The organism is Labilithrix luteola (genome assembly GCF_001263205.1).
Lineage (GTDB): Bacteria > Myxococcota_A > Polyangia > Polyangiales > Polyangiaceae > Labilithrix > Labilithrix luteola.
In genome coordinates this window covers 9,851,048-9,862,465 of the sequence record NZ_CP012333.1, presented here as the reverse complement: position 1 = coordinate 9,862,465, position 11,418 = coordinate 9,851,048, and the positions used below count along the sequence as shown (strand labels likewise).

Annotated in this window: 11 protein-coding genes; 5 read left to right on the top strand and 6 right to left on the bottom strand. The window is 65.0% G+C overall.

Features of this window, described 5'->3' with window-relative positions; all coding sequences use genetic code 11:
- Positions 1-22: 22 nt before the first annotated feature.
- The 6 genes from AKJ09_RS42650 to AKJ09_RS42630 all read right to left on the bottom strand — a co-directional run bounded on the left by AKJ09_RS42650 (position 23) and on the right by AKJ09_RS42630 (position 3,902).
- Entirely contained in the window at positions 23-625 is a 603-nt protein-coding gene (locus AKJ09_RS42650) for a hypothetical protein (protein WP_146653585.1), read from the bottom strand.
- Positions 626-713: 88 nt separating this feature from the next.
- The gene (locus tag AKJ09_RS42645) at positions 714-1,220 is read right to left on the bottom strand and encodes a hypothetical protein (protein WP_146653584.1); all 507 of its coding nucleotides are present in this window, start codon (positions 1,218-1,220) and stop codon (positions 714-716) included.
- A 60-nt stretch (positions 1,221-1,280) separates the two neighbouring features.
- Positions 1,281-1,727 (bottom strand): DUF6896 domain-containing protein, encoded by a 447-nt coding sequence (locus AKJ09_RS56435; protein WP_420814269.1) that lies wholly within the window; start codon positions 1,725-1,727, stop codon positions 1,281-1,283.
- Positions 1,728-1,795: 68 nt separating this feature from the next.
- A complete protein-coding gene (locus AKJ09_RS42640; protein ID WP_146653583.1) occupies positions 1,796-2,344 on the bottom strand; it encodes a hypothetical protein in 549 nt (182 codons plus the stop codon).
- Positions 2,344-3,336, bottom strand: coding sequence for a hypothetical protein (locus tag AKJ09_RS42635; protein ID WP_146653582.1), 993 nt, complete (start codon positions 3,334-3,336; stop codon positions 2,344-2,346). Before AKJ09_RS42635 ends, AKJ09_RS42640 begins: the two co-directional genes overlap by 1 nt.
- Positions 3,337-3,470: 134 nt before the next feature.
- Positions 3,471-3,902 carry a hypothetical protein gene (locus AKJ09_RS42630; protein WP_146653581.1) on the bottom strand — a complete coding sequence of 144 codons (432 nt, stop codon included), beginning with the start codon at positions 3,900-3,902 and terminating at the stop codon, positions 3,471-3,473.
- A gap of 412 nt (positions 3,903-4,314) precedes the next feature.
- On the opposite strand from AKJ09_RS42630, the gene AKJ09_RS42625 reads away from it, so the two are divergent.
- From AKJ09_RS42625 to AKJ09_RS42605, 5 genes are all read left to right on the top strand, one after another.
- Positions 4,315-5,709, top strand: a complete 1,395-nt coding sequence (locus AKJ09_RS42625; protein ID WP_169928318.1) for a vanadium-dependent haloperoxidase — start codon at positions 4,315-4,317, stop codon at positions 5,707-5,709.
- 179 nt (positions 5,710-5,888) lie between these two features.
- On the top strand, positions 5,889-7,451 hold the full coding sequence (locus AKJ09_RS55300; RefSeq protein WP_240488814.1) for an FG-GAP repeat domain-containing protein: 1,563 nt from the start codon (positions 5,889-5,891) through the stop codon (positions 7,449-7,451).
- Entirely contained in the window at positions 7,364-7,939 is a 576-nt protein-coding gene (locus tag AKJ09_RS42615; protein WP_240488812.1) for an ASPIC/UnbV domain-containing protein, read from the top strand. Before AKJ09_RS55300 ends, AKJ09_RS42615 begins: the two co-directional genes overlap by 88 nt.
- Before the next feature lie 461 nt (positions 7,940-8,400).
- Complete coding sequence (rtcA, locus tag AKJ09_RS42610; RefSeq protein WP_146653577.1) at positions 8,401-9,822, top strand: RNA 3'-terminal phosphate cyclase; 1,422 nt, start codon at positions 8,401-8,403, stop codon at positions 9,820-9,822.
- A gap of 841 nt (positions 9,823-10,663) precedes the next feature.
- A complete protein-coding gene (locus AKJ09_RS42605; protein WP_146653576.1) occupies positions 10,664-11,383 on the top strand; it encodes a hypothetical protein in 720 nt (239 codons plus the stop codon).
- Positions 11,384-11,418: the final 35 nt, after the last annotated feature.

Genomic DNA, 11,418 nt, shown 5'->3' with positions numbered 1-11,418 from the left:
CCGGCAGCCGCCGTCGCTGTTCTCAGCGCCAGGTCGCGACGTACGTGGCGGTGGTCGGCGAATACGATTCGAGCTCGACCCGCGGCTCTTTCGCACGGGACATCTTGAGGGCATGACGAATCCCGCACGCGGTTGCGTGAGCGATGAGCTCGTCGTGCAGATGCTCCGGAGAATCGATTCGCAAGCGGGTAGGGGTGCCTCGTTCGACCGCGAACTTCATTCCGCGATGAATGAGCCCCCACTGCCGCGAGGCGAGGGTGAGCAAAATCGATGGCGACGCGAGGCTCATGAACGATCGAAACAGCCGCCCGTTCAGCAGCCGCTCGTTGCTCTCATCCATCAACCGAATCGCCGCGGCGTCGTCGAGGCCTCGATGATCGAGCACCGCCAGCACCACGGCGGTGACGTGCGCTTCCTGGAGCCAAGCGTTGGGCAGCGTCGGACTCTTGAGCAGCGCCGACACCGACGCCGGCACCTCGTCGAAGGGAAACGCCGACAGGTCGAGCCCATCGGCGTAGATCTGGTACACCGACGCCTTGCACCGATACTCGGGATACGAGTCGAGCCCGCGCGGCAACCGACGCATATACCGTTCGAGACGAGGAAAACGCAGGGCGACCCCCATGTCTCCGATATAGCCGGTCGCACGCATGCGTGCGCAAGAATCCGGCGGCGTGTGCATCGAACGGCACCCGTGAGAGCGAACTCACGGGCTAATCGCGCGGCTCGTATTGCTGGTGATCATCCGCGCACCGGCAGAGGCGCTCGTCGGGGTTCTCGCAGACGCAGCCAACCCCGCACCAGAATGCCCCGCATTGCTCCGTCTTGTACTTACCGCTCGCGCATTGCATCCGAGGGCTCTTGTCGCCACCGTATGGCTTGGCATCGTGCGGCGGGACGACGGCGCACGCCGAGTCGGAGTCGCACTCGATGGTGAACGTCCCATCGATGTTGACGCACGTGCCGGACCCGTCGGCAGGCTCGTCCGGTGGGCCCGCATGTCTCGCATCGGTGGCCGCGTCCGTAGGGGTCGCGTGCGACGCGTCTCCCGCACGAGCGTCGCGGCCGCCGTCGCCACCCCGCGACGCATCCGCCAGCTCGGGCAGCTCGGGCCCGATCGGGCTCGCGTAGCTTGCACATCCCTGCGCAAGCGCGATTTCCGCGCCCATCGCCGCCACGCCCAACGAGACAAATAGACCGAACCGAATTCGGTAAATCATCGCAGTCCGTCAACCCATGCATCGCGAATGCCGAGTGACGAGAATCACGACGACGAAGCTCTACTTTTGCGACACGGTTCGACCTTCAACGCCGCTGGGCTTCTCTCGAGCAAGGTACAGCAGGTGCTCGGATGGCGAGAGTCGCGGCGCGATGACAGCGCCTTCTTTCATGAGTTGGTGGAGGTCGCTGTCGATCTCCGCCAGGCTCTGCGAGAACTCCGCTCCTTGGGTTTCGGCAAATAAGGCGAGGCGCCAAGCATCGAAACCGTCGGTGCGTCCGTCGGGCCCGAAGTCGAAGTCGACGACAAAGGTCGAACTTGAATACCGGCACCCGACTCCATGGAACTCGTACCGTGCGCCATTCGGCAGCTCGCCTGTGCGAGCGGTCGGTGAGGCTCGAGCCGCGCGCAAGAGGTCGTGCGTCCCGAACTCGGTTCGTAAGGTTTGAGCCGCCTGTGTGCAGAAGCCGATGTAACGATGGATTAGCCCCAGCGTCGCGATTGTCATGGATGCCCCTCCTCGATCGAACGCTCCGCCGCCTTGGATACGTTAGCGGATCAGCCGTGCCGCGAACGTCAGAACGAGCCGGAGCGGCAAACCGGTTCGTCGCCCTGGCACGCAGGGGTCGAAGTGACGGCGAAGTGAGCGACGGTGCCGGAGGTTTCGGCCAGGACGGTCGACTCGGAGGGATCGAGAAGGCGGATCGTGAAACGGTCGCCGTCGGCGAATTCCTCGCCCGCGCCGGGGTAGTACGTGGGCGAGAGAGAGACGCCTTCCGAGGAGACACGCGGCGACGTGTCGAAGGTCACCGCGTTTCGCCGATCCGAGAGCCTCGTCCCGCAGGACAGCGCGTCGAGGTGCCAGCGCAGCTCGGAGACCGCGCAGTGAGGGTCGCCCGTCGACGGCGCGTGGCACATCTCGAGGCGAGTACCGCTCAAATCTTGCGGAGAGAGGCGCACTTCGAGCGTTCCCGTGACGCGACTCAAACAACCGACTTCGCTACACGACTTGAGGGGGCATCCAGGCTGCGTCGTCAACGCGGTGAGGCTCACGCCGAGTACGCTGAGCACGAGAGCTGCCATGCGCAGCGGCCGTTCGAATCGTCGCGTGATTCGGTTGGCCATTACGTGCCTCCGGGAACTTTGATGAATTGCAGACGAAGCCCGGGATGGCTGCCCGAGCCCGTGCCTAGCTGGAAGAGCGGCCCCGTCCAAGATCCCACGTAGGCGCGCGGAGCGAACCAGCCGTCGCCCCGGGGTTCGGGCACGGCACCGAGGAAGTGGCCGTCGCTCGTGAAGTTCAACATCCGGGTGCCGTCGAAGACGCACGTTCCCTCGTTGCAGGGGGCGAGGTCGAAGAGACTGTAGAAGCCGCCAACGCGGTCCGCCACTTCGTATTCGCGGATTACGCCCGTTCGTGGATCGAGGATGTACGGCTTTGCAAGAGGCGACTTCCCGTCCGTCAGCGGTAGCACGTGCAGCTGATTGCGATCGTCCATGACCAATCCGGAGACCTTGCTCTTGAAGCCGTGCTCGCTCGGCGGTCCGACGTGGCAGGCATCACCCGTGAACGCCAGCGGGGCGGCCTTGGGCTTTCCCGTCGTGTCCACCAGCACCCAGCCCGAGCGGCCGTCGGGCGCGAGAGTGAGCGCCGAATGCATGGTGATCTCGACCGCGTCCAGCGCACAATCGATGGCTGGTGCGGGAGCGAGCCGGCGTACGCGATCGTAGCCGAGCCCGAACACGACGCCGTCGGGCGACGTGGAGATGGCTGATATCTCGCCGGTGACCTCGGCAAAGTCCTCGTCGCGGGCAAACGCGCACGGCTCGACGCTGATCATCTTGTAACGCCGAACGCGAGGCACGCGATCGTTAATGGTGCGCGTTGCCACGTACAACTGCGTGCAACTCGCCGAGGTGGTCGAGGCCTGAGCGACGACTTCGAGATCGTTGGTATTCTCGAAGTCGCCCTCCAACGGGAGTCCACAGAACGACGTCTCGACCGGGCGGCCCGTGACGCAAGGCGCGGCCGAATCGATGACGACGTCGTTCTCGGGTACGCGTTGCTCCTTGGGACTCGGCGGGATCTCATGCCCCGAGCAGCCAAGTACCGACATGGTGGCGGCCAGAAGCGAAGGCACTAGCCCCGCGATCCGCCCGTTGGAGGAATGGCCGCCCTCGACCCTCGGTTGCTGCAACGTCGTCACGGAGTTGACGCGAATATAGCGCTGTCGTCATGAATCGCGACGGCTCACCCGCCGGGCAGGACGCAGCCGCAACCGCATGACGTGCTGAAGGGGTTTTGCCCCTTCGGACAGTTCTGCGGGGGATCGGCCGGACACTGGGCGGGGTCGCGGCTAATCCACGTAATCGCGGGGTCGTCGAAGCTCGGACAGAGGTCGTCACCTTTGTCGATGCAGCCACATCCGCACGCGTTGTCGAAGCCGTTCTGGTCGACCGTGCAGTCGAGGACGATGTCGCTGCAGCGGTTGGGATCGTGATCCTGGTAATGCACGCGATCGCTGTCGACGTTTGGACAGAGCTCGCTGGCGTCCGGGCCTGCGTCGGCACCCTCCGAAGTGCTCTTGCTGTCGCTGTTGCTGCACGCCGCGAGTCCCCAGAGGGACACCACACAAGCCGTCATCGAAGCCACGAGCGAAGCGGAAAGGGCCCCAGAACGCATGGTCGTCTGCAGTCTCCTCATACCCCCGTCCGGACCAAGCGTACCTCACGCACCGCGTGCAAGGGAGGCCTCCCGGTCTGCGCGGTGTCGGGATGATGGCGTCCGAGAGCCCGCGTGTGACGTGGGGCCCGATGGTGATCGGTGCCCGTACGATCTCCGCGTACGCCGACGAGTGTACGAAAAGAAGCAGTCTTCAGTTCCATGACGAATCCAGCGAGCCGGCCGTTGCGAATCGTGGTGTTGCATATGCAACAAATCGTTCATATGCCACAGTGTCTATCCCGGTCGATGGCCTACATGCACCGCCGGAGCTTAACGAAACGCAACAGAACCCCGTAGAAATCGGGAAGTTTTGGTTCTTCACCTGGCACGCGGCTCGCAGATGGACGGCCCGCGGAGGTTCCACCTCGAAATGCCAAAGTTACCTTCCCTCGGGATTCACGTCCTCCCCGCGGCGACTGTCTGTGCAGCCCTCCTCTTGCCCGCATGCGTTGCGGAATCGGAGCCAAACAACGAAATCGTCGGCGTCACGGAATCGGCCGCGACGTTCACCGCCACGTCGTCCCACCCCGCGACGTACGCGCGTCAGTGGATGACGAACCTTGCGAACAGCTGCAAGAAGGACGTCTGCGCGCCTCCCGTCGCGGCGCGCACGTACTCGTACGGCGCCATTGCCATCTACGAGTCCGTCGTTCATGGCATGCCCGGTTACCGGTCGCTCGCCGGTCAGATCAGGGGTCTCGATTCGCTGCCCCAGCCTGACGCGTCGCTCACCTACGACTGGCCGACGGTCCTCGCACAGACGATGCACCGCGTGACCAACGACGGAGGCTACGTTTATCCGAACCGCCTCTTCTTCGAGTTCACGGCGTTCACAGACGCGGCGCTCAAGTCGCTCGGGCCGACGCAGATCGCGTTCCGCCGCACGGAAGGTGTTCCCGACGCCGTCATCAACGATTCGGTCGCGTACGCGAACCGCCTCGCCGATGCCCTCATCGCGTGGGTGAACGCCGACGGCTACAACGAGGTTCGCTTCAAGGGCTGGGTGGCCCCGCAGGGACCGGACAAGTGGGTGTCGACCGGGTTCAGCGACACGGACAAGGTCGCGAATCCGCAGGAGCCGTACTTCGGTACGCTACGCCCGCTCGTTCTCACGTCGCCGGACGAGTGCGCGACGGACCTCGCGCCGCCGCAGTTCTCCACCGACCCGTCCTCGGAGTGGTACCAGTCGGCGAAGGAAGTCTACGACACGGACAGGTCGCTGACCGCGGAGGAGCGTGAGATCGCGCGATTCTGGGCAGACGTGCCCGGTGACACGCCTTCACCCGCGGGCCACTGGCTGGCGCTCATCACGAAGAACGTCCGCGCCGGCAACCTCGGCGACGCAGCCGCGGGCTACGTCCAGGCAGGCCTCGGCTTCTACGAGTCCTTCCTCGCCATATGGGAGACGAAGTATCACTACAACACGATTCGGCCGGAGAGTTATATCCGCCGCTACATCGATCCCACCTGGCGTCCCACGTGGGCGACGCCGCAGTTCCCGTCGTGGGTGTCCGGTCACTCGGGTCTGTCCGGCGCGTCCGGCGTTCTCTTCACGGCCGCCTTCGGCAACGGTCCGGTGGTCGACGACACCAAGTTGCGCCGCGGATTCGGCGCGCGCAGCTATGCCAACTATCACGCAGCCGCCGATGAGGCGGCCGTCTCGCGCCTCTACGGCGGCATTCACTACCGTTTCGACAACGACGACGGTCTGGCTCTCGGACGCTGCGTCGGCAACAAGATCCTCGAGCGCGTCCACTTGCGCTGAACGAGCCTGATCTTCTGGCCACCACGCACATCGGTACGGCCCGCGACGCCGGATTTTCGTTCGGGTCGAGCGCGGTCGGATTCACGAGCAAGGTAAAGATTTTTTTGAAGAGTCCCTTCCACCTTCCAGCTGTTCGGATGAACGACAGCGCCGGAGAGGGCTCTCAGGAGGCGGGTTTCATGAGTAGCAAGATAGCGCGCAGACGCGCACTCGGGTGGTTGCCCTGGGCGCTGCTGGCAGTTCCCGTGGCAATCCCGTTGCACGCGAGCGCGGACGTGGTTCCGGTCGCGGATACGGCGGCGGTGCCGATCGCCGATTCGGCCGCCGCTGCAGCGGAGGCGGCCGCCGCGGCGGTAATTCCTGCGCGCCCGATCTCCTTCGACGACATTTCGCTCAAAGCGTCGTCGGGCCTCGCGTGGCGACGCAAAGCGTCCGCCACCCGCGCTGCCTACGATGCCGTGAAGGTCAAGCCCTTCATGTCGCAACTGGAGCTCAATCAGACGCCGCTCAAGTCACGCGGCGCACCGGGCGTCGCCCTCCTCGACTACGACGGTGACGGCGACGTCGACATCTACGTGACGAACGGTCCCGGCCGTGCGAACAGCCTGTTCCAGAACCAGCTCGCGCAAACCGGGCAGGCCAAGTTCATCGACGTCGCTCTCACCGCCGGCGTAGGAGCCGCGGACCAGGACAGCACCGGCGTGTGCTACGGCGATATCGACAACGACGGCGACGAAGATCTCTTCGTGCTCGGCCGAATGGAGCCGAACCGCCTGTTCCGCAACGACGGCGGCACCTTCAGCGAAATCGCCACGAGTGCGAACGTCGGTGGCGGCTCGCTCGGTCACGCGTCGTGCACGATGGGCGACATCAACAACGACGGTCTGCTCGACATCCTGGTCGCGAACTCGTTCGACTGGGCGCGCCAGGACGCGATCTATACCCAGTACTTCGGGTACAACCATCGCAACCAGCTCTATATCAACCGGGGCGCGAACCACTTCGACGAGGTCCTCGGTTCGACCGGCGCAGACAAGCTTGCGAACATGCCGCCCGGCGACAGCACCATCTCGTGGGCAGCCGCCTTCGTCGACATCGACCAGGATGGCGACGTGGACATCATCCACGCCGACGATCAGGCGGCGATGGCACCGCGCTCCTTCGGCGGCGTCGACCGTGGCTACCTCCAGACGTTCAAGAACAACGGCACCGGCCAGTTCACGAACGTGACGGCCTCCATGGGCTTGAACAGCGTGTCGCAGTGGATGGGCCTCGCCTTCGGCGACCTCAACAGCGACGGAATCATCGACATGTTCGCGACGAGCATGGGCGCCTACTTCATCCCGCAGGTCGGCATGCCGATCCCGAAGGAGCTCACCGCTTCGCGTTGGTGGATTGGCGGAGCGAACGGCTTCACCGATCCGGGGCGCGGCGCGCTCGGCACGACCCCCACGGCTGGGGCGCGGGCATGGCGGACTACGACAACGACGGTGACACGGACATCATCTTCTTCGGCAACATGGATGATGGTCCGTTCGTCAGCGCGGACAATCCGGGTGTCGTCCTCAGCAACGACGGCAATGCCAACTTCACGTGGGACAAGGCCGCGACAGCGCAGACCGCCGAGCGCGTCCAGCGCAGCGACGTCAACGGCATGGCCCTCGGCGACCTCAACGGCGACGGCTTCGTCGACATCGTCCACGCGTCCGGCGGCTATGCGAACACGAACCTGCCGCTCGTGAGAGACCACCAGCTGTGGGGCGGCGTCTTCGACGAGACCGCCTACCACATTCCGACGTTCGTCCCGATCGGGCCGAACGAGTACGAGTGGTCGGGCAAGGACACCGAAGAAGGAATCCTCGGCGTTCAGATCAGCAACGGCAACAGCAACCGCTGGGTCAAGATCGGCGTCAAGGGAACCAAGGACCTCACCACCGCGGGTCGCGTGAACCGCGACGGCATCGGCGCGATCGTTCGTTTCACGCCCGATGGCGGCAAACAGGTGCTCTCGCCGGTCCTCGGCGGCTCGAGCCACGCCTCGCAGCACTCGCTGGTTCAGGGCTTCGGTCTGAAGACCAAGACGAAGGGCAGGGCAGAGGTCCTCTGGCCGGGCGGCGTCAAGAACCGCCTCTACGACGTGATGGCGGGTGAGTCCGTCACCATCCCGAGATCCCGTGCGACTTCGCTCGCCGCTGGACGGGGAACAAGCCCGAGTACACGCTCTGCGTGAACAAGGCGGTCAACGAGCTCTTCTTCCGCAACGTGATCGACACCTCGATGGCCTCTCGCCTCCGCGACAGCGCCTCACGCGCCTACGACGACGCCCACTAGGCTGAGTTCGCCTGAGGTCGCGCGAAGAGCCACCCGGGGTTGCCTGGGTGGCCTGAGTGGCCTGCGAGTCCCGGTATCCGAATCTGGATGCCGGGACTCGTGCTTTTGTCACCGCAGGACGCAACGTACTTCGATGCGCCATGGTCGGCTCAATTCTATCCAATAGGATAGGCTGTATCGTTGGAGATAGGTCGAACTCACATCGCCGCCCCAAATTGGCCGAAATTCTCGGATCGGCGCGGTTCGGCACGCCTCTCGCTCTTGGGACCGCGTCGTGGGAAGCTCGCGGCCATCGAGCCGGTCGAGGCGAGAACGAACGCTCTGCACGACCGCGGGTGTGAAGGTCGAAAGGTACGAGTCATGTCGACGCTGAGAGATCTCTTGAACCGAGCGCGCTGGCGCGACGGGGGGCTGCACGAGCTCGAGGTGCATGTGCTCCATCGAGGTGCGCCGAACGATCGACGCGTCATTGCGGGCAACCGCATCACCGCCGTGCGAGCGAACGGCATCGAGCTGGCGCCGGAGGCGGACGACGAGGATCCGATCTTCGTTCCGTACCATCGGTTCTTGGCGGTCGCCGTCGCCGGCGGCGCGGAGCTCTGGTCCAAGGACCACGGCATGGCGAGTCCCGCCGCGGCGCCGGTCGCCGAGGGCGAAGAGGCGAGGGGGGCGCGCCTGGACGTCGTCGATGCGGGCAAAGAGATCGTCTCGGAGTTCGGCGTCGTGCTTCGCGAAGCGACGAACGACTCGCTGCTCGTCATCGACGGGAGCGCGGGTGAAGGCGGCGGTCAGATCCTCCGCACGTCGCTTTCACTCTCGATGGCGACGGGCAAGCCGTTCGTCCTCGAAAGGATTCGCGCGGGGCGGAAAAAGCCAGGCCTCATGCGCCAGCACCTCACCTGCGTGAAGGCCGCGGCGCTGGTTTGTGGCGCGGAGGTCGAAGGGGCAACGCTGGGGAGCTCGCGCATCGTCTTTCGTCCCGGCGCGATCCGCTCGGGCGATCACACGATCGAGATCGGCACGGCCGGCTCGATCTCCTTGGTCCTGCAGACGCTCGCCCTCCCGCTCGCCCTCACGCCGAGCACGAGTCCTTCACGCATCACGGTGCGAGGAGGCACGCACGTCCCGTGGTCTCCGCCATTTCCGTTTCTCGAGCAGGCGTGGCTTCCGCTCGTTCGCCGCGCGGGGGCCGGCATCGATCTCGAGCTGATCTCCACGGGCTTCAACCCTGCGGCCGGTGGCGAAGTCGTGATGACAGTCTTGCCCTCGGGACCTCTTGCGCCAATCCATCTCGGCGAGTCGACGGTGCTGTCGAGACTCAGGCTTCAAGGCATCGTCAGCGATCTCTCGGAAGCCCTCGCTCGACGCGAGCTCACCGCGGCCGGCGAGCTGCTGAAGGGCCATCCCGTCGAGCTCGCCAGCGGAACGGTTCGCAGCCCGGGCCCCGGCAACGCGCTATGGCTCGTCGCGCGAGACGAGGGGACGGGCATCGGCAACGTCTTTTCGGCCATCGGCGCTTCCAACGCCGACGCCGAAGCGATCGGCCGCAGCGTCGCCGAAGCCTTCCTGGCATGGCGTGAAACCGGTACGAGCGTCGAACCTCACCTCGCCGATCAGCTGATGCTCCCCATCGCCCTCGCAGGCGGTGGAAGCTACACCTGCAGCGAACTCACTCTCCACTCACGCACGAACATCGAGGTCATTCACGCCTTCACCGGCCACCGCCTGCGCGCCTGGGATCTCGGCGATTCCCGCTTCCGCATTGCGCTCGTCGCGCGGTAGCGCTCACTCTCGCAAGTGCAGTCTCATCGCCGACGTCTCCTTCGTTCATGAAGTATGACGTCAGCCGTCGGCGGCAGCAATCCGCGCTGGAGTCCCTTCCATTGCGACGCCGCGTCGGGCCTAACGGACCGAGGAGTCACGCAGTCGGTGAATCGTTGCGGGCGACACAGCCAACAAGCGTCTCGTCGTCGTCGGAGACGAAGATGGCTCCGCCGTGCTCGGGATCATCGATGCAGAGGAAGTACGATCCTCCGTGGCGACCGCGACGACGATGGTTCGGAGCGCGAGCGTGGCCCTCGTCGTCACGCGAATCGCGCTCGCATCAGGAGGTACGCCGAAGTTCTCTCAGTGTTGTCGAAGGAGCCGGCGTCATGATTCGAAAGGATAGGTTTCGAGAGAAGGCTGCGCGTCATTCCGATTCTCGATTCGGTGCGAGCCTGCCGGTGCGGGCATCAAGCGATGAGAGCTGCGATGGTGTACGTGGTGCTGGACTGCTATCCGAAGATCGACGCGGTCTTCTTCGAGAGAATTGTCGGCGCCGCGATTGGTTGTTGGGTGCGGCCGGACGTGTGCGCGCCCGGGCAGACTGCCGAAGCCTTCACCATGGAGATGGCTCGCCGCAGACGATGCGGCCCGCTGGTTCGAGTCGTGGCCCGGCTACGAGGACCGAACGGTGTCCGTCGGGGAGCTCCGCGGTTTGGACATCCTCGGCCAGGTCGATTCGAGAGATAGGTCGATTGGCGTCGGCGCTTCGGTTCTCACCATGTGTCATGCGGGTTGGATACGAGACCTCCTCTCGCAACAAGCGTCTGGTGGGGCGAACGGCTAAGCTGAGTTGGGCATGAGCGCGCGCTATTCGAAGTACACGGTCGTCCGCCGCACGTTGCTGGTCGCGGGGATTTCGGGGCTCGCGCTCCTCACGCCCTCGAACGCAAGCGCCGAGGCAGCTGCTGTCTCGTCGAATGCCGCGCCGGCGCCCCCATCCTCCGAGGTGGCGCCGTCCGTCGAACCGACGCGTGTCGACGGAGGACGCGTGCGCCTCGGCATCGATTTCGACTGCGGAGTGGGAGCCGACGCTGCCTCCGTAGGCGCCATGATCGGCCTCAAAGCGCGGCTCGGGTGGCAGTTCGACCACCGGGCCGGCTTTTATCTTCAGGGCGGGATGTTCAACTGGCAAAGCTCCAAGAAGGTCAGCGCCGACGGATCGTTTTCGTCGAGTGGGGCGCTCGTCTTCCAGGGAACTCCGCTCTTTGCGCTGACGCCGCGGGATGATCTCGAATTCGCGGCGGGACCCTCGCTCGACTACCTACTCACGACCGCGAGTGAAGCCTCGGCGGAAAGCGGCCGCTCATCGCGCACCACGTCGAACGGAACCGCGGTGACGTACAACGACCGTTATTGGGGCGCCCACGCTCGCGTTGCATTCCACAGCATTCCGCACCCGAGAATCGATACGAGCCGGCGTGCCGGCGTGACGTTCGGCGGCGATCTCCACACGACGTTCGCCGAGGGCGGCGTGGTGGCCTTCCTCACGGCCAGCGTCGGCGGCGACTGGTACTGAGCGCGAGACGTATGCCTTCACGATAGGCCACGAAA